The 20047-nt window shown below is 50.1% G+C and carries 15 protein-coding genes; 10 read left to right on the top strand and 5 right to left on the bottom strand.

The window, feature by feature from the left end; translation table 11 throughout:
* Nucleotides 1-302: 302 nt before the first annotated feature.
* Together C7E00_RS13020 and C7E00_RS13015 are read right to left on the bottom strand one after the other, a co-directional pair.
* Nucleotides 303-1151 carry a YjjW family glycine radical enzyme activase gene (locus tag C7E00_RS13020; RefSeq protein ID WP_105304667.1) on the bottom strand — a complete coding sequence of 283 codons (849 nt, stop codon included), beginning with the start codon at nt 1149-1151 and terminating at the stop codon, nt 303-305.
* On the bottom strand, nt 1129-2658 hold the full coding sequence (locus tag C7E00_RS13015; protein WP_105304666.1) for a YjjI family glycine radical enzyme: 1530 nt from the start codon (nt 2656-2658) through the stop codon (nt 1129-1131). Before C7E00_RS13015 ends, C7E00_RS13020 begins: the two co-directional genes overlap by 23 nt.
* Before the next feature lie 122 nt (nt 2659-2780).
* On the opposite strand from C7E00_RS13015, the gene C7E00_RS13010 reads away from it, so the two are divergent.
* From C7E00_RS13010 to C7E00_RS12980, 7 genes are all read left to right on the top strand, one after another.
* Nucleotides 2781-4763 (top strand): ADP-ribosylglycohydrolase family protein, encoded by a 1983-nt coding sequence (locus C7E00_RS13010; protein ID WP_105304665.1) that lies wholly within the window; start codon nt 2781-2783, stop codon nt 4761-4763.
* A complete protein-coding gene (locus tag C7E00_RS13005; RefSeq protein ID WP_167836604.1) occupies nt 4756-5676 on the top strand; it encodes a nucleoside hydrolase in 921 nt (306 codons plus the stop codon). The genes C7E00_RS13010 and C7E00_RS13005 overlap by 8 nt, the downstream gene beginning before the upstream one ends.
* Nucleotides 5673-6566 (top strand): alpha/beta hydrolase, encoded by an 894-nt coding sequence (locus tag C7E00_RS13000; RefSeq protein ID WP_105304663.1) that lies wholly within the window; start codon nt 5673-5675, stop codon nt 6564-6566. The genes C7E00_RS13005 and C7E00_RS13000 overlap by 4 nt, the downstream gene beginning before the upstream one ends.
* A 105-nt stretch (nt 6567-6671) precedes the next feature.
* Nucleotides 6672-7802 (top strand): BMP family lipoprotein, encoded by a 1131-nt coding sequence (locus C7E00_RS12995; protein WP_105304662.1) that lies wholly within the window; start codon nt 6672-6674, stop codon nt 7800-7802.
* 80 nt (nt 7803-7882) lie between these two features.
* The gene (locus C7E00_RS12990; RefSeq protein WP_105304661.1) at nt 7883-9448 is read left to right on the top strand and encodes an ABC transporter ATP-binding protein; all 1566 of its coding nucleotides are present in this window, start codon (nt 7883-7885) and stop codon (nt 9446-9448) included.
* On the top strand, nt 9445-10551 hold the full coding sequence (locus C7E00_RS12985) for an ABC transporter permease (protein ID WP_105304660.1): 1107 nt from the start codon (nt 9445-9447) through the stop codon (nt 10549-10551). Before C7E00_RS12990 ends, C7E00_RS12985 begins: the two co-directional genes overlap by 4 nt.
* Nucleotides 10541-11479, top strand: coding sequence for an ABC transporter permease (locus C7E00_RS12980; RefSeq protein WP_105304659.1), 939 nt, complete (start codon nt 10541-10543; stop codon nt 11477-11479). The genes C7E00_RS12985 and C7E00_RS12980 overlap by 11 nt, the downstream gene beginning before the upstream one ends.
* A 217-nt stretch (nt 11480-11696) precedes the next feature.
* On the opposite strand, the gene C7E00_RS12975 is transcribed toward C7E00_RS12980, so the two are convergent.
* The 3 genes from C7E00_RS12975 to C7E00_RS12965 all read right to left on the bottom strand — a co-directional run bounded on the left by C7E00_RS12975 (nt 11697) and on the right by C7E00_RS12965 (nt 16062).
* The gene (locus tag C7E00_RS12975) at nt 11697-12488 is read right to left on the bottom strand and encodes a DUF434 domain-containing protein (protein WP_135358230.1); all 792 of its coding nucleotides are present in this window, start codon (nt 12486-12488) and stop codon (nt 11697-11699) included.
* Between the two features lie 90 nt (nt 12489-12578).
* Entirely contained in the window at nt 12579-13604 is a 1026-nt protein-coding gene (locus C7E00_RS12970) for a M42 family metallopeptidase (protein ID WP_105304965.1), read from the bottom strand.
* A 64-nt stretch (nt 13605-13668) separates the two neighbouring features.
* The gene (locus C7E00_RS12965; protein WP_204378631.1) at nt 13669-16062 is read right to left on the bottom strand and encodes a glycoside hydrolase family 94 protein; all 2394 of its coding nucleotides are present in this window, start codon (nt 16060-16062) and stop codon (nt 13669-13671) included.
* A 475-nt stretch (nt 16063-16537) separates the two neighbouring features.
* On the opposite strand from C7E00_RS12965, the gene C7E00_RS12960 reads away from it, so the two are divergent.
* The 3 genes from C7E00_RS12960 to C7E00_RS12950 all read left to right on the top strand — a co-directional run bounded on the left by C7E00_RS12960 (nt 16538) and on the right by C7E00_RS12950 (nt 19867).
* A complete protein-coding gene (locus C7E00_RS12960) occupies nt 16538-17956 on the top strand; it encodes a type 2 periplasmic-binding domain-containing protein (protein ID WP_105304656.1) in 1419 nt (472 codons plus the stop codon).
* 117 nt (nt 17957-18073) lie between these two features.
* On the top strand, nt 18074-18997 hold the full coding sequence (locus tag C7E00_RS12955) for a carbohydrate ABC transporter permease (RefSeq protein ID WP_105304655.1): 924 nt from the start codon (nt 18074-18076) through the stop codon (nt 18995-18997).
* A gap of 12 nt (nt 18998-19009) precedes the next feature.
* Complete coding sequence (locus C7E00_RS12950) at nt 19010-19867, top strand: carbohydrate ABC transporter permease (protein ID WP_204378630.1); 858 nt, start codon at nt 19010-19012, stop codon at nt 19865-19867.
* Nucleotides 19868-20047: the final 180 nt, after the last annotated feature.

Genomic DNA, 20047 nt, shown 5'->3' with positions numbered 1-20047 from the left:
TGAAAAAACATACCGCAAAAACAGAAATGCACCGCATTCACTTGCGTTTCTGGGCGGTATGATTTCTCTGATCCCTGCAATGGTTTTCTGATCTTTCTAGGATGATGGAAGAGAAGCGGTTGCGGTCTCATTTGGTTTAAGTTATGCAGCAATCGTCCTGCTGTTCTGGAAGGGACCGGTATAAATGATTGAAGAAGAATAGTATTTCGGAATCCGGAATCAGACAGAAAAGCGATAAGAAAAGAGGGAATGCTGAAGAACCTATACTGTATAGGGTTTCCAGCATTCCCTCTGCTCTTTGTTTATACGACAATGATATTTCGGGCTCCGGCGTCTTCTGCAATCTTCTTCAGACGCTGGATTTCTTCCTCGCTGGTGATGGAATGGCCAAGGCGTTTCAGGCCTTCTTCACGGACTCCGAAGGGGCGGTACTTGATCAGCTTGTAGCGAATCGAGGGATCAAGGTGTTCTGCAACATTGCGGACCGTATCTTCGTTATGCTCCGGTTCTTCCGGGAGACATACGGTCCGGACTTCATAGAGCTTATGGTGTTCCTGAAGCCAGGCCAGGTTGGCAATGACGTTGTCATTGGGGTAGGAACATAGTTCCATATGCCATTCCGGATTCCATGCTTTGACATCAAGCATGACTGCATCCGTCTGTTCCATGAGCTCCGGCATCTCAGAATAGAGCCAGGCACCATTGGAATCCAGGAAACAGGTTTTATTCATGGCGTGAACCTTCTTGAAGAGTTCCGTCAGGAATTCAGGATAGGTAGTGCATTCTCCTCCGGATACCGTGATGCCTTCGATGAACGGGAGGGTCAGCTGAAGTCTTTCTGCAACATTATCCGGTGTCATCCAGGTGATCTTCGGAGAAGAGAGATGTCTGCAGGTATGGATGCAGGTGTCGCACATGACACAGGCATCCTGGTTCCATACGACTTTATGGTCCTGCATGGACAGTGCTTTCGGAGTCGGAGGGCAGGTGGTGACGCATTCTCCGCAGCTGATGCACATGGTGATGGTTTCCGGATTATGACAGTAAAGACAGCGGAACGGACAGCTCTGAACAAAAATGGAGGTCCGGTTTCCCGGGCCGTCCACATTGGAGAACTCGATGATCCGGTTAACGGGTGCAGTCCTCTTCATGTACGATCCTGCGATCCAGAGCGTCTGCAGTATTGCGTGCTCCCTGACCGAATACAGAGCAGTTGTTCATGGACTGTTCACCGCGGTCCAGCTTTGCAAGCTCGCTCTTCTTGACCAGATAGCCGGTGACTCTGACAACATCATTGTTCTCGAGGTAGCCGGAGAAATATCTCAGGCCGCCGCGGATACTGCCTTCCACGATTTCCACGAGGGCATCTGGAGTATTTGCCCAGGTTTCTTCGAACTTGAAGATATCGCCTGCACCAGTCGGGAAGTATTTCTGGAACTTCGTATTCTCGATGATCTGCTTCGGCATGACTGGTTCTGCGCCGATCGGAATACGAGCACCCGGAGAATCTTCGCGGCCATCAGAATCGATGCCGACCTGGGCATGGAGACGATACCGGTGCCCGAAGGCTGCTGCATACTTGGTTTCATGTCCATTCACGATTTCCGTGAGACGGTCCATGATTCGGATGCCGAGTTCATCGGCTTCCGGATTATTGCCGAAGCCTTTCTTCGGATCTGTGATGCCGAGCAGGTGATTGACTGCTTCAGCGAGACCGACGACACCGAACATGCCGGTGAAGTTGTCCAGGGAGACAAAGCCTTCCTTCACAAGGAAATTGGACTTGAAGAAGTTCGTCTGGTTTACCAGGAAGTCAATGCGGTCGTCCATGTTCTGCAGCATCAGTCCTGCATAGTACGGAAGTACGCGGTTCAGGAAGTCTTCGGTATTCTCTGCTTTCAGAGAGCACTCGTACATGCGCAGACGCGGTAATGTGAATCCTCCGCCGCCTACCTTCAGGCCGTTGTAGCAGGAAGCGATGGCATAGTTGTCACCCCATTCCTTGCGGAACATGCGATCATTGGCAAAAGAAGGCTTTGCAGTCTTCATCATGCACTCAACGGCAAGCTTTACGAATTCTTTGGGAGTGACATCCGGGTCGTATTTGATTGTGAGATTCGGAACGGCCAGCTGCATTTCCTGGGTGAGTTCCAGAACGATTCTTCCGGTCATGGAGTCCTGCGGTCCGAGGTTAGCGTGAACGAAAGAGTCATTCAGAGTACGGTCGATGTTCAGAAGGAACAGTTTCAGCTCTTTCTTTGCCTGTTCATAGCCAGCTGCCTGAACGAATGGTTCCAGCAGATCGTCCCAGTCGCCCAGGTATACCGGGAACGTGGTGACGGATGGAACGTAGTGATACATGATCAGCAGAGAGTTCAGTGCTTCTCCGAGGGTCTTCGGAGCATCCAGCTGCAGGAATTCAGATCCTTTGTTCATCAGGATCGAATAATCCGGGCAGATGTAGCGAGGACGGTATGGGGCTGCGCCTTCTCCGAGGTCGCAGAGAATCCGTTCTTCTTTTGCTTTGAGGTATTCCTTGCTTAAAGGAATGGTATGGTCTGTATTCTCGGCATATCTTGCCAGCGCAATAAGCTGCTGATTGTATGTCAGAGTAGGATCCGCAAGGATCTGAACAATCGGGCTTGCCTGTTCGGTCATGTCTATCTCCTCCATTTTTCCAGGGAAACTATATCATAGTATAACTCAGCGCCCCAGAAATCTGACTGCAGAAAAAAAGAAGAGATTGCACCAGGACAGTCAGCCTATGCTATAGTCACAGCATGAACAGAAATCATACAGTAACAGAGAAAATCTATGCCTCTCTCTTAGGCAAATGCATCGGGGTACGGCTTGGTGCTCCGATTGAAGGAATGAGCGGACCATTGGTCAGAAAGGGATATGCACCAGTCAGAAGCTACCTGCTCGATTATGGTCAGTTTGCGGCTGATGATGATATCAACGGCCCTCTCTTTTTTCCATGGGTTCTGAAGGATCACCCGATTGCAGAAGTGACAGCAGAAGAAATGGGTGACTGGATGCGGAATATCATCTCTGATGGGACAGGTTTCTTCTGGTGGGGAGGAGAAGACATTGCGACCGAGCATCGCGCTTATACCAATCTGAAGAAAGGAATCAAGGCACCTGCCTCCGGAAGTCGGGAAACCAATGGCAATGTCCTGGCTGAGCAGATCGGGGGCCAGATCTTCAGCGACTGCTGGGGGTGGATGAGTCTCGGAAATATTGAGGAAGCTGCGGAACTGGCCAGGAAGATGAGCAGTGTGACGCATGATGGCGATGGGATTCAGGGCGGAATCTTCGTGGCTTCTGCAGTGGCTGCTGCATGGAACAGCAGCTCGATCAGAGAAGTGATTGAAAAAGCTTATTCGATGCTGGATCCGGGCAGTGGCTATGCGGCAATGGTCCGGGAAGTCTCGGAGTTTCATAAGGCTCATCAGAATCCGGAAGACTGCCTGAAGTGGATTGAAGAAACAAAAGGGTATGACCATTACCCTGGGGCCTGCCATATTCTTCCGAATACGGCAATTCTGCTGTATGGGCTGCTATACGGAGATGGAGACTTCAATGGGACGATGCGGCTGATTGCAGAAGCAGGCTGTGATACGGACTGCAATCTTGGCAATGCGGGATCGATTATCGGAATGATGCTTGGGCTGGATGGCATGGATCCATGCTGGATCACGCCATTTGAGGATATGATTCTCTGCAGCAGTTCTCTGGGGAGTCATAACCTGAGCCATCTTTCTGCCGAAGCATCCAGGCTTGCCGATCTGGCATTATCTCTGCATGGAAAACAACCAGAACACGCAGAGAACTTCTCGCTTCCGTATGGAACACTCGGATATTCGTGTGAGAATCCTGCCGTGCTTTGCAGCACGGATCATGGAAGACTGCGCATCACGCTTACGGATCTTCCGGAGAATTCAACGGTCATGGTCCGCACGAAGACTTATATGAGACCTGAGGATGTGTATGACTGCCGCTATCAGCCGCAGTTTACTGCGATTCTGGAGCCAGGCGATCAGGTTCATTATGACCTGGAACGCAATCAGGTTCCGATTCAGGTCATCCCTTATATAAAAGACCGCAATAATAGAATCTTTGCTTCCGACCAGACTTCTGCAGCCTGTGCGCCGATTCTGGAAACCGGACTGCTGATCCGGGCGCTGAAGCCGGTCCGAGGAGACTGTTTCTATGTGAATCATGTCATCGTCTCAAAGCATCCTTCTTATGTGCTGGATTTCGGAATGCTTCAGAATGAAGACCGGGGACCTCAGTTCGGAGGCGGCAGATGGATCACGCTCGAGAATCTGATGCTGACCAGAGGAGAAGCCTTCTATGAACATGGTCTTCTGATGGAAGCGGGCAGTGAAGTGAACTTCAGCAATGACTCTTCCAATGCGTTTTCCCTTACCCTGAAATGGGAAGCAGAACATCCGGATTTTATCTTCTGCACGCACTGGGAAGGGATGCTGAGAAAAGAAGGAGTACATATCACAGAACATGGTGTTTCTTTGTTCACCCAGCACGATGATTCCATTCAGGAAACGGAGCTGATCCAGGCAGAGATTCACTCTGGATACCTCAGAATTTCTGATGGAGAGATCGCAGTTGTTTCCGAAGGAAACGCATTCCGGAAAGAAGAAACTATCAGGACAAAACATGGGCCGTTCGGAATCTGGAATCATTCCGGAATTCTGAAGGTGCTTGCATGCGGCATCAATGAGGAGGAAGATCATGCGTAAAGTAATCATCGACTGCGATCCGGGACATGATGATGTGATGGCAATTCTCGAAACCATTGCTCATCCGGAGACCTTTGAACTGCTCGGGATCACAACGGTTTGCGGAAACAACCTCTGCGAGCGTGTGACAGAGAATGCCCTGCACGTGCTCGAATGGATCGGAAGAACAGATATTCCGGTAGCCAGAGGAGCACTGAAGCCGCTGGTCTATGATCCGGAACCGCAGGCAGCTCATGGTTATAACGGTCTTGAAGGATTTGAGTTTCCGGCTGCTTCAATCGCTCCGGTATCGATGAATGCGCCGGAGTGGATTCATGAACAGCTGAATCAGAGCGAGACTCCGGTGACGATCATGGCATTAGCTCCATTGACCAACCTGGCATTGCTGTTAAGAAAGTATCCGGAAGATGCAGAGCGAATTAAAGAGATTGTGATGATGGGCGGATCGGTTCATGGCGGCAATATTCTGAAGTACGCAGAGTTCAATGTGTATGCAGATCCGCATGCATTGAAAGAAGTGTCAGAGAGCAGAATTCCGATCACGATTCTTCCGCTGGAGGTATGTGCTGACTGCACGATCACGGAAGAGGAGATCAGAGGCTGGAAGAGCAGCAGAGGAAAGATCGCACAGATGGCAGGCGCTCTGATGGATTTCTTTGCGGAATACGGCCGTCATCATGATATGCATGCATATACTGTATTCGATCTAGGAGTTCCATATTTTCTGCTGTATCCGGAACGGTTCACATCATCCATGCATGCAATGGAAATCGTGACCGAGGGAGCAGAAACGAGAGGACAGACGATCTTTGCCGATGGTGATCGGGTGAGAGTGCTGGAACATACGGATCCGCTTGCTTTCCGCAATGAGATACGTACCTGCATTGAACAGCTGGATCAGCAGGAGAAATGATGAAGCGCACAGATATTGAGATGACATCGGTATTGAAAGACTTTCTGAACTTTGATCTCGGACACATGAATGTTTCGAAGTATCCGAACAGACATCCGGATATTGAATATGCGGAAGGCCTGAAGCTGGATCTGTATTATCCAAGAGGGCAGAAGGAAAAATATCCGCTGGTAATTTCCATCTTCGGCGGTGGATGGGTATCAGGTTTCAAGGAAGATAAGTATGCAGAGCTGATGCTGGAGCCTCTGAAGCTTGGCTATGCGGTCGCGATTCCGGATTATACGCTGGCCCTGGATGATGTATGGCCAAGACAGGTGATTGATCTGAAGCAGTGCATCCTGTTTCTGAAGCAGAATGCGGATCTGTATCATCTCGATGCCGGGGATATCACGCTCTGGGGAGAGTCTGCAGGGGGCCATCTGGCACTGCTTGCCGGGATGGCAGATGATGCATATTTCGGAATCGATGGAGATACTGCAGTGCATAAGATCGTTGCCTATTATCCGCTGACGGATCTTGATACCATCGAGGCACAGTCAAAGCTGCTCGGATTGCAGAATGCAAGCTGCGCAGGAGATGATTCGATGGTGGCGATCATGATGGGATCTCATTATAGGAATGAAGCACAGAGAAAGGCTGCTTCTCCGGTAACCTGGATCTCTAAGAAGATGCCGCAGGTGATTCTGGAACATGGGCTGGCAGATCCGCTGCTGCCGTATCTGCAGTCGGTTCAGTTCTTTAATCGGGCTATAGAAACCGGAAATGCAGAGAAAGTATCATTGCATCTGGAAGCAGGAAAAGTACACGCGGATTCATGGTTCTTTGCGTATGAACAGGTGGCTGCGCTCTTTCCGGAAGTGACTGATGAATCATTCCCGGAAGACAATTGATGAAAATGTTCGGGATTGCTGAAAAAAGACTTGAACGGAAGAACTTTTGTTTTACAATGTCTCTGTTTTACAGAACGTCTTTCACATTTAAAAGAGGAGGAAAATATGAAGAAGTTCGCTTTGTTTCTGAGCGCAGCAATGGCTATGTCACTGGCAGGCTGCGGCAGCAGCAGCTCATCCACCGCAGCGGCAACCGCTGCCGCATCTGATTCCGCAGCAACCGCTGCTGCAGAAGGCACTGCATCTGGTGAAGTCACTCGGATTGCGCTGGTTCTGCCGTATATCGGCGACCAGTCCTATTTCGATACTGCTTACAACGGACTTTCTCTTCTGACGGATAAGTACGGAAGTGCAGTCGAGACCAACCTGATCGAGATGGGCACGGATGCAGGAGGATGGGACACCGCATATCGCCAGGCTGCAGATTCCGACTATGACATCATCATTTCCGGAAACTTCGAGTATGAGCCGTATATGCTTGAAGTCGCAAAAGAGTATCCGGATGTCAAGTTCCTGAACTTCGACTATTCAGATGCAGCAGCAAACTCTCTAGACAATGTCTATGCAATTACCTATGCAGCAAACGAAGCTGGCTATGCGGCTGGTGTTGTTGCGGCTACCGTTTCCACTTCTGGCATCGTTGGCTGCATCGGCGGCATGGAAACAGATGGGATCAAGCAGTTCCTTGCTGGCTATATGCAGGGTGCTTATGATGTCAACCCGGATATCAAGGTTGTCAGCAGCTTTGTCGGCGACTTCCAGGACACTGCTAAGGCAAAGGAAATTGCCAGCAACATGCACAGCCAGGGTGCTGATGTGATTTACCACGCAGCTGGCGGCGCAGGCAACGGTCTGTTTGAAGCTGCTGCAGAAGAAGACTTCTGGGCAATCGGTGTTGACTCCGATCAGTACATGGCATTCAAAGACAACCAGCCAGATCTGGCTGCTCATATCCTGACTTCCTCTGAGAAGAAGTGCGATGAAGGTATCCTTTCCGCAGTTACGGAAATGATTGATGGCACTGCTGCTTATGGCACGCAGAAGACCCTCGGCATCAAGGATGGCGGCATCGGCCTTGCAGAAAACGAGAACTACATGGCTAACACGACGGATGAACAGCGGGCTGCAATCCAGGCTCAGATCGACAAGGTTGTCAGCGGTGAAGTCACCGTCAACGATCAGCTGGTCGATAATACTTCTTACGATACCTGGCTTGCAAAAACAGGCCTGAACTGATTGGTTTCTTTCAGGTTTCATAAGGATGCTCCGAAATATATGTTCCGGAGCATCTTTTTCGATAAAGAAAGGGGCGGGCAATGAGTGAAACTGAGATCCTGAAACTGGAGAATATTTCCAAGATCTATCCCAACGGGACGGTTGCCAACCGGAATATCAACATTTCGTTCAACAAGGGTGAGATCCATTCGATCGTAGGTGAGAATGGTGCGGGCAAGAGCACGCTCATGAAGATCATCTTCGGCATCGAGAAACAATCGGAAGGACATATCTTCTACAAAGGAAAAGAAGTGAACTTCCAGTCTTCGATGGAAGCGATCGCGAATGGAATCGGCATGGTGCATCAGCACTTCATGCTGATTCCGAGCTTCACGGTTGCACAGAACATCGTTCTCGGGGCAGAACCGGAAAAGTCCAAGGGTTTCATCGACATGCAGAAGGCCAATGAAGAGACGGAGGCACTTGCGCATGAATATCATTTCGATGAGATCAAGGCGACTGATCTGGTTGCTGATCTGACGGTCAGTGCGCGTCAGAAAGTCGAAATCCTGAAGACGCTGTACCGCAAAGCAGAGGTCATCATTCTCGATGAGCCGACGGCAGTGCTGACGCCGCAGGAAACGGTTCAGCTGTTTGATCAGCTGAGAAGCTTCCGCGAACATGGGCACACGATCATCTTCATTTCTCATAAGCTCAATGAGGTCAAGGATATCTCCGACCGCATCACGGTCATCCGTAATGGCGAGACCAAGGGAACTTTCGTCAATGACGACAGCATCACGATTGATAAGCTGACTCAGCTCATTATCGGCAGAAAGCTGGAAAGCTCCTATGATCATCTGCGCAAGGATGCCGGAACCCATGACTGCATCCTCGATGTGCAGCATGTCTCCTGCGTGGAGAATGGGGTAACCAAGGTCAATGACATCAGCTTCTGCGTGCATGCAGGCCAGATTCTCGGGGTTGCCGGAGTTGAAGGCAATGGACAGGAAGAGCTGATTGATGCGATCACCGGCATGGGCGTCAAGGAAGGCGGTACGATTGATCTCTGCGGAAAGCCGATTGATGATCTGAGCATTCATGATAAGCGCCTTGCTGGTCTCTCCTATATTCCGGAGGACCGCATGTCTGACGGGGTTGCGGCTAGTGCAAGCATCCAGGACAATCTGATCTCGACGTATTATGAGAAACCGGAGTATTCCGGGAAGGTGTTCCTGCATGAGAATGCAATCCGGGCAACTGCTCAGGAACTGATGAAGCAGTTTGCGATCAAGGCTAAGAATGAGAAGGAAAAGGTCAGCCAGATGTCCGGCGGCAATATTCAGAAAGTCGTCGTGGCAAGAGAATGGAAGACCGCTCCCCGGTGCATGATTGCGGAACAGCCGACCAGAGGAATCGATATCGGATCAGCAGATTATATTCATCATCAGCTGATCGAGATGCGCAATGAAGGCGCAGCAGTGCTGCTGGTCAGTGCAGATCTCAATGAAGTCATGTCGGTCAGCGATTCTCTGATTATCTTATTCGAAGGAGAAATCGTTGCCTATTTCCCTGATCTGCATGGCATCAGCGAGAATGAGCTCGGACTCTATATGCTCGGCACCAGAAAACAGAGCGAAGAAGAAATACGGAGGGCAGCAGAATGACAGAGACAAAGAAGAAAAATTCCTGGCATCTGACGGATGAAAAGCCTTTTGAGGCACTGCGCATCCTGGCTTCCATTGCCGTAGCACTGATCGTGACATTTATCGTTCTCTGCTTCGTTTCCGATCAGCCGCTGCATGATTTCGTTCAGCTATTGATTCTGCCGCTGACGAAGGCGAATTACTTCGGCTATGTGCTCGTCAAGGTGATTCCGCTGACATTTGCCGGACTTGCGACGTTGCTGTATTTCCGCATGGGGCTCTTCAATCTCGGCACGGAAGGTGTCTTCTACTTCTCCGGGGTCGTGGCAACCTATTTTGCAACGAATGCTGCATTCACGACCGGGAATGGATTCATCGATTCGCTTGTCCCGATTGTGATGGCGGGCATTGCCGGCGGACTGCTGTCGCTGCTGCCCGGATATCTCAATGCGAAGTTCAAGACCGATGAGATGGTAATCTCGCTCATGCTGAACAACATCCTGTATGGTGTGGGCTTCTGGATCGTGAAAACGTTCCTTGCAATCTCCGGAACGACTGGTACAAGTTCTGCTCCATTCACGTCTTCGGCAAGACTGGAAACCATTATTCCGAAGACCCAGGTCCACAGCGGTCTCATCATCGCCCTTGCCATGGTGGTGTTCGTCTGGGTGCTGCTATATAAAACGAAGCTTGGCTATTCGATCCGGATTTCGGGCATCAATCCGAAGTTTGCCATGTATTCCGGCATGGGTGCCTTCGGCACGTTCATGCTGGTGCATTTCATTGCCGGTGCTATCGGCGGGGTAGGCTCTGCGGTAGAACTGCTTGGCATGTACAAGGCATTCACGTGGAGCACGCTTCCTGGTCTTGGCTTCTCTGGTGCAATGATCACGATGCTTGGCAAGAATGATCCGATCGGAGTTCTGGTCGCATCCTTCGGCATCAGCTATCTCAGGGCAAGTGCTCAGCTGCTTGCCAACAGCACGCCTTATATCGATATCAAGATGATCTCGATTGTCGAAGTCATTCTGACGCTGCTCATCTCCAGCCAGTTCTTCCTGCAGAGATGGCGGTCTAGACAGCTTCTGAAACAGGAAAAGGAGGCAGAGAAACATGCAGACTAGCATCTGGTCTCAGTTATTCAGCGCAAGTTTCCTCTTCATCATCATCCGGGTCGGAACACCGCTGATGTATGCATCTCTATCTTCCTATATTGCTTCGCTTGCCGGTATCCCGAATATCGCGATTGAAGGAATCATGAACTTCGGTGCATTGTTCGGGGTCTACTTCTCAGCGATCACCGGCAGTGCATGGCTCGGTCTGCTCGGTGCAATTGCGATCGGGATCGGATGCGGACTATTGATGGGCTTCTTCACGATGAAGATGAAGGCAGATCCGATCATGATTGGTATTGCCTTGAACCTGTTCTCGGCTGACTTTGCGATCTTCCTGCTGCTGCTATGGACAGGGTCCAAGGGAACGACTGCATCATTGCCTTCAAAGACACTTCCGTCCGTGAATATCCCGTTCATCGAGAATATTCCGATTCTTGGAGAAATCATCAGCGGACATTACTTCCTGACGTATATCTGCATCGCCATGATGATTCTGCTCTATATTCTGGTATACAAGACGTCTTTCGGACTTCGCATGCAGGCATGTGGTCTGGATGCGAATGCAGCAGAATCTGTCGGCATCAAGGTTCCGAAGGTCCGTATGATCGCAGTGATCATTTCCGGAATTCTTGCGGCAATGGGAGGCGCTTATCTTTCCATGGGCTATCTCTCGATCTACTCCAGCAACATGACTGCTTCCAGAGGCTGGATCGGTGTTGCGGCTGCTGCAGTCGGAGGCAGAGATCTGCCGAAAGTCATGTGGGCGACGCTGCTGTTCTCGGTTGCCAGCGGTCTGGTCAATCTGCTCCTCCTGGAAAATCTGCCATCAGAACTGATCAATACGATTCCGTATCTGAGCGTTCTGATCGGATTAGTCATCATGAGCATTCGTTCCGCTGCGAAGCTGCGTGCTTCCAGAGAGAAGAAGGCTGCCTGATTTCATTCATATTCCATTGGTCCCTGCAGAAAGGACAGCATGATGAGGTGCTGGTCCTATTGCGGGGACTTTTTCTTCGGGTTTTCCGCAGAATCCCTGCAGGCCTTTGGAGCTGCCTGCATCAAAGATCCGAACGGGAATGATCAGAAACGTTCTCCTGCTGAGATGAGCCCTTCCATTATCCTAGGAGGTAAGTAGCCGCGGGCGAGCGGCAGAACTACCGCGGGGACAATTCAGCGATCCAAGGATCAGGCATGTCTGCGATGAGATCCTGGTACAGATTGTACCAGCTGATGCATTCTTCGATTACCTGGGAATCTCCGGAGATCACATGATCCAGTTTCTTCAGAGCATAATCTGCGTCATGGACCATCCGGAATTCAGCCGGAAAAGAGAGTGCTTCTGCACCCGCCGCAAGGTGCTCCCTGAGTCTGCCGCTGTTGGAAACGGGTTCATCAATCCAGAACACTGCAGAAGCGGCCTGCTCTTTCTTCAGCTTATTCAGGATCCGGGCAATTGCTTCATCTGTTGCAGAAATGATGGAATAGGTTCCGGAAAGGCCGGAAAGGTCGCGGATACATCCATCCATGCAGCGAAGGAGAATGCTGTGAGAAAGGGCAGTTTCCATGATCACGACTGCATTGAATGCATCGATGTTTACTGTGCAGCCAGGGTCGAGATGGTCCAGCTGCTTCTGCTGTCTGAGCTTCAGCCGATAGGGGCATGCGGTCATGCGGGCAAGCGCATTGCGCTGACGTTCTGCCAGCAGCCGATGATTGGAAGTATAAGTAACTGCTGATTTCAGCGGATAACCTCGCTCCAGAAGAAAAGCAGTCTCGTAAGCACAAAGAGAGATCTTTCTGAGTTCTTCTTCTGAAAACAGCTTCTCATCTTCCGGGCTGAAGCCTCTGCGCACATTCTTCATACGTTCATTATGAACCAATTCTGAAATCCGGAAACAAGAAAGCAGTCTGCCTGAAAGATTATGAGCCAGCAGCTGAAGTGGCACATATGCCGCCTTGGAAATACGCCTGCAATCATTGCTATGAAAAAAGGAAGTCCAGGCTGGACATCATCCAGCCAGACTCCCTTGATGAGATCATTCCTGAATGCCTAGATATGCATTCAGAAGACCGAACGTATTCTTTACTGCATCGATATGAGAACGCTCATAATTGTGCGATGCATATACGCCAGGACCGATCAGCGCATGACGGACATCATAGCCTGCCCTCAATGTTGCTTCGACATCTGACCCGTAATGAGGGTAGATATCCAGGGCATACTGCAGATGATGTTTCTTAGCAAGCAGAGCTAATTCGCTCGTCAGCTCATAGTTGTATGGACCGCCGCTGTCCTTCACACAGATTGATACCATCCTCTCTGTGCAGTTGAGGTCTGCGCCGACGCAGCCCATATCGACAGAAATCATGTCTTCCGTATCTTCCGGAACCACGCAGCCGCCATGTCCGACTTCTTCATAGACCGTAAACAGCAGCGTGACCTTCCGCTTCAGGACAATCTTCTTCTCAGCTATTTCTTCTGCAAGACCCAGCAGGATCGCGGAAGAAAGCTTGTCATCCAGAAACCTGCTCTTGATCAGACCGGAAGGCGTAATGACGGTCTTGGGATCCATGGCAATGATATCGCCAGTCTGGATGCCTAGTGCTTCTGCACCAGCCTTGTCATGGACATTTTCATCCAGAAGAATCTCCATGTTCTCTTCCTTGATCTCAACAGGCATATCAGCTACATGCGCAGATGGCTCGGTATTCAGAACCATGCCCGAATAGCTTCTGCCATCTCTCGTGAAGACGGTGCAGTTTTCTCCATCCGCGGTTCTCCACTGATGGCCGCCGAGGGTCGTCGGCCGCAGTCTGCCGTTCGTCTTGATGGACCGTACCATCGCGCCGAGCGTATCCACATGAGCTGCCAATACCAGGGGATTTCCGTCACCGCCAAGCGTGACGGAAACGTTCCCCTTGCGGGATCGCTCGGGCTGATACCCAAGCTCTGAAAGGTGTGAGAGAAGATAGTCAGTGACCTGATGCGTATAGCCGGTAGGACTGGCAATGGAAGTGAGGTGAATCAGCTGATCAGAAATGTATGAATAGATCTGTTCCATAGAATGCTCCTTGCAGGAATCAGCATACAGATGAAATCCGATTCTGTCTTCCTGCATGCATGGATTATCCCATGACAACTTCTACTTCAGCTTCTTTCGCTGTGCTGATCGGAAGCACATGGCCTTCGATCTCTTTTCCGTCCATGGTGATTGAGGCGATGCCTTTCTGGACATTGTTCGGATTTGCAACATGGATATGATAAGTAGTTCCGCGGTATTTTCTCGTTACAGTGAAGTCGCCGAATCCTTCCGGCACGCAAGGATTGATGGACAGACCGTACAAGGTCGGATAGACACCGAGAATATACTGGGAGATATCAGCGAAGGTCCATGCGGCGGTTCCTGTGAGCCAGGAGTTCTTTCCCTGGCCGAAGAACTTTGCGTCTTTCCCTGCTACCATCTGGCAGTAGACATATGGTTCTGCTGCGTGGATTTCAGAGATTTCCTCGGTATAGGCAGGACATGTTCTGCGGTAGATCTCGAAGGCCCGGTTGCCGTCTCCGATTGCGGTTTCTGCAATCGAAACCCATGGGTTGTTATGGCAGAAGATGCCGCCATTTTCTTTGTATCCAGGCGGGTAGGAGCTGATTTCGCCGAGTTCGAGGTGATAGACCGTATAGGCAGGCTGCAGGATCATGATGCCGTACTTGGTATCAAGCTTTTCCTGAACCGACTTCAGGGCTTTCGCGGCAAGGCCTTCTTTGATGCCGACGCCTGCCAGCACGCAGAATCCCTGCGGTTCAATGAAGATCTGTCCTTCTTCGCATTCATGAGAACCGACTTTATTGCCCTCAGCATCATAGGCTCTTAAGAACCATTCGCCATCCCAGCCATAATCCAGGATTGCCTGGTACATGACAGATACTTCTTTTTCGGCCCTCCTGGCTTCTTTCAAATCCCCTAAGAGACGGGCAAGATCTGCATATTCTTTTCCGTATTTGACAAACATGCCGGCAATGAAGACAGATTCAGCAACTGGTCCTTCCGAAGGACCGTAGGTCTGGAAAGACTCACCCGGATGCTTGCTGAAGCAGTTGAGGTTCAGACAGTCATTCCAGTCTGCACGGCCGATCTGCGGGAGACCATGCGGCCCTTTATGAGCAACCGTGAAATCAAAGGATCTCTTCAGGTGTTCCATGAGCGGCTGTGCCTTGGAGACATCGTTATCAAACGGAACAGATTCTTTCAGAATCGAGACATCTCCGGTTTCTCTGACATAGGCGCTTGTTCCGGCAATGAGCCAGAGCGGATCATCATTGAAGCCGCTGCCGATATCCGAATTACCTTTCTTGGTCAGAGGCTGATACTGGTGATAAGCAGAACCATTCTCAAACTGGGTGGAGGCGATATCGATGATCCGCTGTCTTGCCCGATCAGGAATCAGGTGCACGAAGCCGAGCAGGTCCTGGTTGGAATCACGGAAGCCCATGCCTCTGCCGATGCCGGATTCATAGTAAGAAGCCGAGCGGGACATGTTGAATGTGACCATGCACTGGTACTGATTCCAGATGTTCACCATGCGGTTCACTTTGTCGTTCTTTGTTTCGGCATGGTAGACCGAAAGCAGATCAGTCCAGTAGTCTTTCAGTTCCCGGAAGGCGTTCTGTACCTGCTCATCATTCTTGTAGCGATCAATCATTGTCCAGGCACGTGTCTTGTTGATGACGCCCTTGGATTCCCATTTCTCGTCTTCCGGATTCTCGATATAACCGAGCACGAAGACAAAGGTTCTGGTTTCTCCTGGTTTCAGATCGAGGCTGATCTGATGTGCAGCAATCGGCGACCAGCCTGAAGCGATGCTGTTATGGCACTTTCCTTCGATGACTGCCTGAGGCTGATCGGCTCCGTTATAGAAACCAAGGAACTGATCTCTGGCAGTGTCGAAGCCGTCGACTTTCGTGTTGACGGAATAGAAGGCAAAGTGATTGCGGCGTTCGCGGTATTCCGTCTTGTGGAAAATCGTCGAATCGACGACTTCGACTTCGCCGGTACTGAGATTGCGCTGGAAGTTCCGTTCGTCATCATCTGCATTCCAGAGGCACCATTCCACATAGGAATACAGCTGCAGGTGCTTATCCTCGTTAGCTTCATTGGTGATGGTGACGTGCTGGATCTCGCAGGCATCGTTCATCGGAACGAAGCTGAGAACGGACGCCTTGACTTGATTCAGACTTCCGGTGAACCGGCTGTATCCGAGGCCATGCCGGCATTCATAGAAATCCAGATCGGTCCGCATCGGCTGCCATCCGGGATTCCAGATCGTGCTGCCATCGCGGATATACAGGTAATGACCGTTATTGTCATAGGGAACATTATTGTAGCGATAGCGAGTGATGCGAAGCAGTTTCGCATCTTTATAGAATGAGTAGCCGCCGCAGGTATTGGAGATCAGACTGAAGAAGTCCTTATTGCCAAGGTAATTGATCCAGGGCAGCGGGGTCTTCGGAGTCGTGATCACATACTCCCGGTTCTCATCATCAAAATAACCGTATTTGATATGCGTGTCCTCCGTTTCCTGGCGTTTGTCGAAACCTCAGGGAATTCCCTGCAGAACAGGACACAAAGCAGATAATACATACATGATTGTAGAGAGAATAATTCAGAAAACAAGATGGCGAAATTTGACGTAATTTTTATGAAAACAATGAAAACGCGCGATATGATGCGAATTGAAACGTTTACGATAATCGAAAAAATATTTGATGTCAATAGAATTTTTTAAAAAAGTTGGAAAAAATCATTGCAAATCAGAATGATAGGGGTTACATTGACAGTGTCGAAACAAAAAGCGTTGAAAAATAAAGCAATCGGAAACTCGAAATGCTGAAATTTCAACACTATTGCAGAGCAAGGAGTGATTCGTGAGGGTTATCATGGCGGTACTGGCACCGCCTGATATAAACACAAGGCTATAAAGGGAGGAAGAACCAAGAATGAAAAAGGTAGTCAGTGTTTTACTCTCCGCAACGATGGCAGCAAGTCTCGCAGCTTGCGGCGGATCGTCTGACGGAGCAGCAGCTGCAGCAACATCCGCAGCTGCAGCAGCAACTTCTGCAGCGGCGGCTGAAACCGCAGCGGCAGCGTCCGATGAGGGCAAGGTTCTCAACATTCAGTGCTGGAATACAGAATTTGCTTCCAGACTCGCAGATCATTATCCTGGCTTCGTCGCAAATGACAAGGATGATGTGACCAAGGGCGGCAAGATCGGTGATGTGACCGTAAACTTCATCATCACTCCGTCTGATGACAATGCTTATCAGAATAATCTGGACTCGATCCTTCCTGGTAACGCAGATGCTTCCGCAGATGACAAGGTTGATATCTTCCTGATGGAAGCTGACTATGCGCTGAAGTATGTCAACAGCGATGTCACGATGCCGCTGAGCGATCTGGGAATCAGTGATTCCGATCTCTCTGATCAGTTCCAGTACACCAAGGATATCGTCACGGATTCCACGGGTGCTCTGAAGGGTGCTTCCTGGCAGGCTTGCTCTGCTGGTCTGATTTATAACCGTGAAGCAGCTAAGGAAATCCTCGGAACAGATGATCCGGAAGAAGTCCAGAAGGCTGTCAGCAGCTGGGATGCATACAAGGAAACTGCTGCCAAGGCTAAGGACGCTGGCTATGTAATGTGCTCTGTCAACGATACGTACCGTGTATATTCCAACAATGTATCCGAGAAGTGGGTCAGCGATGATAATCAGGTTCAGGTCGATGACAACATCAAGGCCTGGGTTGATGATTCCAAGGAACTGGCTGATGCGGGAGAAGAGAATACCTACGATCTCTGGGGCGATGACTGGGCAAAAGGCAAGTACGCTTCCGGTAAGATCTTCTGCTACTTCGGACCGGCATGGTTCTTCAACTTCTGCCTGGCTCAGGATGATGCAGAGTCCATCGCTGCCAAGGGCGGCTGGGGCTATGTCGTTGGTCCGCAGTCCTTCTACTGGGGCGGCACCTGGATCGCAGCAGCTACTGGAACCGATAACCCGACGCTCGTCAAGGATGTCATTCTGACGATGACCACCGACAAGGATGTTCTGAAGGAAATCGCTCAGAAGGATTCTGACTGTGTCAACTCCAAGTCTGTTCTGACGGAACTTGCTGGTTCGGATGAAGGCAACCTCGCACTGCTCGGCGGACAGAACCCGTATCAGATGCTTGAAGAAGGCGCTGAGAAGGTCGATATGAGCAACATCTCCGATTATGATCAGGGCTGCACTGAAGAGTTCCAGACGGCTATGAAGGGCTACTTCGATGGCAACTATAAGACCTATGAAGATGCACTTGCAGCATTCGCTACTGCAATCAGCGAGAAGTATCCGGATCTCAAGACGGACAATCTGAAGTAATTGACGAATCATGAATCAGAGCCTGCCCTGGCGGACGGGCTCTGATTTCTTAAAGCCAGACTGAATCTCTGATTCGATCTGACTTTAAGAAGCATTCGAAGTGAGGGGAATAAGACTATGGAAAAGACCATTGCGAAAAAGAAGAAGGATGTCAATCGCTGGGGATACATCTTCCTGATTCCGTTTGCGGTGACTTATGTGGTATTTCAGCTGATTCCGTTAGTCACTACCATCTATAACAGTTTCTTTGAGAACTATCGGTCTGGTCTGAAGCAGATCGGTCCGAATTTCATCGGATTTGCTAACTATCAGACTCTGTTTGCCAATCAGGATCTGCTGAAGTATTCGGGCAATACGATGATCATGTGGATCGGCGGCTTCATTCCGCAGATCTTCTTCTCGCTGTTATTAGCAGCGTGGTTCACGGATCCGTCTTTGAAGCTCAAGGCACAGAGATTCTTCAAGACGGTTATCTACCTGCCGAATCTGATCATGGCATCCGCATTCTCCATGCTGTTCTTCACGCTGTTTGCAGATACCGGACCGATCAACAGCATTCTGGTTCAGATGGGGGTCCTGAGCAAGCCGTTCTCATTTATGAATAGTGTCGGCGCGGTCAGAACACTGGTTGCGTTCATGAACTTCGTCATGTGGTTCGGGAATACGACGATCCTTCTGATGGCAGGCATGATGGGCATTGACCAGTCGCTGTTTGAGGCAGCGGAGATCGATGGCGCAACCGCAAACCAGATTTTCTGGAAAATCACGCTTCCGATTCTGAGACCGATTCTGGTGTATGTGCTGATCACTTCTCTGATCGGCGGCCTGCAGATGTTCGATGTGCCGCAGATATTGACCAATGGCAGCGGCGATCCGGCGAGAACTTCGATGACGCTGATCATGTATCTGAACAAGCATCTCTACAGCAAGAACTATGGTATGGCCGGAGCGCTGTCTGTGATCCTGTTCATCATCACGGGTATCCTGAGTCTCATTGTCTATCGGATTTCCTATGCGGACAATGTGAAGAAGTCCAGATAAGGAGGCATGAATATGACTGACAATAGCAAGCCTGAAAAGAATTCCGTTCATGGCAGAAGAGCCGTTGCATATATCGTGCTGATCCTGCTGTCGTTTCTCTGCCTGATCTGGTTCTATATCCTGTTCATCAACGCAACCCGCAGCAACTCTGAATTAAGCCGCGGCTTCTCGGCAGTGCCGAGTTCCCATCTGTTCGAGAACTGGTACAACCTGATGCACAGCACTCAGCCGGTATGGTCCGGTATGCGCAATTCCGTGATCATCGCAGGATGCAGTGCATTGCTGTGTACTTATTTCTCGACGATGACTGCGTATGCGATTCATGCCTATAACTTCAAAGGCAAGAAAGCGATCTTCACGTTCATCCTCGCGATCATGACGATTCCGACACAGGTCACGGCATTGGGATTCATCAATCTTGTCAATAAGATGGGCCTGATGGATAACTTCGTTCCGCTGATCATTCCGAGCATTGCGGCTCCGGCTGTCTTCTTCTACCTGAAGCAGTACATGGATTCGAACCTGTCGCTTTCTCTGATTGAGGCGGCGAGAATTGACGGGGCAAGTGAGTTTATGACGTTCAACCAGATTGTGCTTCCGCTGATGAAGCCGGCAATTGCAGTCCAGGCAATCTTCACGTTTGTTTCTTCCTGGAACAACTACTTCACGCCGGCACTGATCCTGCATAAGGATACGATGAAGACCCTGCCGATTCTGATTGCTCAGCTGCGCTCTGCAGACTTCCTGAAGTTCGATATGGGCCAGGTGTACATGATGATCTCGTTCTCGATCTTCCCGGTTATCCTTGTTTATCTGTTTCTGTCCAAGAACATTGTCGGCGGCGTGGCTGCCGGCGGTGTCAAGGAATAGTATTATTTCCTCCTATTGAAAGAAGACTGTGCACTGTCGCAGTCTTTTTTCTTTCCGTTGAAATGGAAGGAAACCATGTTAGAATGAATCCGGCGCAATGAAGGAGAAGGCCTGATTTCAATTGGTTCTGAAGCAGAGAGCTTCCGTCTGGTGAAAGGAAGACAGGACAGAGATCAGGGA

Source organism: Anaerolactibacter massiliensis, assembly GCF_900290205.1.
Lineage (GTDB): Bacteria > Bacillota_I > Bacilli_A > Erysipelotrichales > Erysipelotrichaceae > Bulleidia > Bulleidia intestinalis.
Note: the sequence above shows the minus strand (reverse complement) of the source record. Positions and strands in the feature narration are given on the sequence as shown.

Excerpts from the sequence above, each read along its gene's own strand:
- C7E00_RS13005 (WP_167836604.1), top strand. The coding sequence starts at position 4,756 with ATGCGTAAAGTAATCATCGACTGCGATCCGGGACATGATGATGTGATG.
- C7E00_RS13015 (WP_105304666.1), bottom strand. The coding sequence starts at position 2,658 with ATGACCGAACAGGCAAGCCCGATTGTTCAGATCCTTGCGGATCCTACT.
- C7E00_RS12995 (WP_105304662.1), top strand. The coding sequence starts at position 6,672 with ATGAAGAAGTTCGCTTTGTTTCTGAGCGCAGCAATGGCTATGTCACTG.
- C7E00_RS12955 (WP_105304655.1), top strand. The coding sequence starts at position 18,074 with ATGGAAAAGACCATTGCGAAAAAGAAGAAGGATGTCAATCGCTGGGGA.
- C7E00_RS12985 (WP_105304660.1), top strand. The coding sequence starts at position 9,445 with ATGACAGAGACAAAGAAGAAAAATTCCTGGCATCTGACGGATGAAAAG.
- C7E00_RS13000 (WP_105304663.1), top strand. The coding sequence starts at position 5,673 with ATGATGAAGCGCACAGATATTGAGATGACATCGGTATTGAAAGACTTT.
- C7E00_RS12980 (WP_105304659.1), top strand. The coding sequence starts at position 10,541 with ATGCAGACTAGCATCTGGTCTCAGTTATTCAGCGCAAGTTTCCTCTTC.
- C7E00_RS12970 (WP_105304965.1), bottom strand. The coding sequence starts at position 13,604 with ATGGAACAGATCTATTCATACATTTCTGATCAGCTGATTCACCTCACT.
- C7E00_RS12990 (WP_105304661.1), top strand. The coding sequence starts at position 7,883 with ATGAGTGAAACTGAGATCCTGAAACTGGAGAATATTTCCAAGATCTAT.
- C7E00_RS13010 (WP_105304665.1), top strand. The coding sequence starts at position 2,781 with ATGAACAGAAATCATACAGTAACAGAGAAAATCTATGCCTCTCTCTTA.
- C7E00_RS12950 (WP_204378630.1), top strand. The coding sequence starts at position 19,010 with ATGACTGACAATAGCAAGCCTGAAAAGAATTCCGTTCATGGCAGAAGA.
- C7E00_RS12960 (WP_105304656.1), top strand. The coding sequence starts at position 16,538 with ATGAAAAAGGTAGTCAGTGTTTTACTCTCCGCAACGATGGCAGCAAGT.
- C7E00_RS13020 (WP_105304667.1), bottom strand. The coding sequence starts at position 1,151 with ATGAAGAGGACTGCACCCGTTAACCGGATCATCGAGTTCTCCAATGTG.